A 488-nucleotide genomic window follows, 5' to 3' on the forward strand; every position below is an offset into this window, starting at 1 on the left:
CCAGCGATTCAAGATGACGGCACGGCGTTATGGCCTGAAAAGCACGATATTGAAACACTACGCCGCATGGAACAAGCCGCGCCGTATGTATTTGCCGGGCAATATTTGCAAAAACCTGCACCGCCTGATGGCGGTACGTTTAAGCCTGACAATCTGCAATTTGTTAAGGCATTGCCTGCCGGTAATATCAGATGGGTGCGCGGATGGGACTTAGCCTCAACCGCAAACGACGGCGACTATACAGCAGGCGGTAGGCTTGGCATGACTGAAGATGGTCGGTACATTATTGCTAATATTGTGCGCGGCCAGTATGGTGCGGATGAGCGAGACAGAATTTTGAAAAACACGGCGCAAAAAGACGGCGTGAAAACAAAAATATCTATCCCGCAAGACCCTGGGCAGGCCGGCAAGTCGCAAACCCTATATTTAACCCGTCAATTGGCGGGTTTTTCTGTATCTGCCAGTCCTGAATCGGGCGACAAGGTAAC

At 51.0% G+C, this 488-nt stretch carries 1 pseudogene; it reads left to right on the forward strand.

Annotation, left to right across the window (positions count from 1 at the left end):
• A pseudogene (locus HMPREF3052_RS09120) lies at positions 1-488 on the forward strand (terminase); the annotation flags it as partial.

The sequence above is a fragment of the Neisseria sp. HMSC056A03 genome (assembly GCF_001815685.1).
Lineage (GTDB): Bacteria > Pseudomonadota > Gammaproteobacteria > Burkholderiales > Neisseriaceae > Neisseria > Neisseria subflava.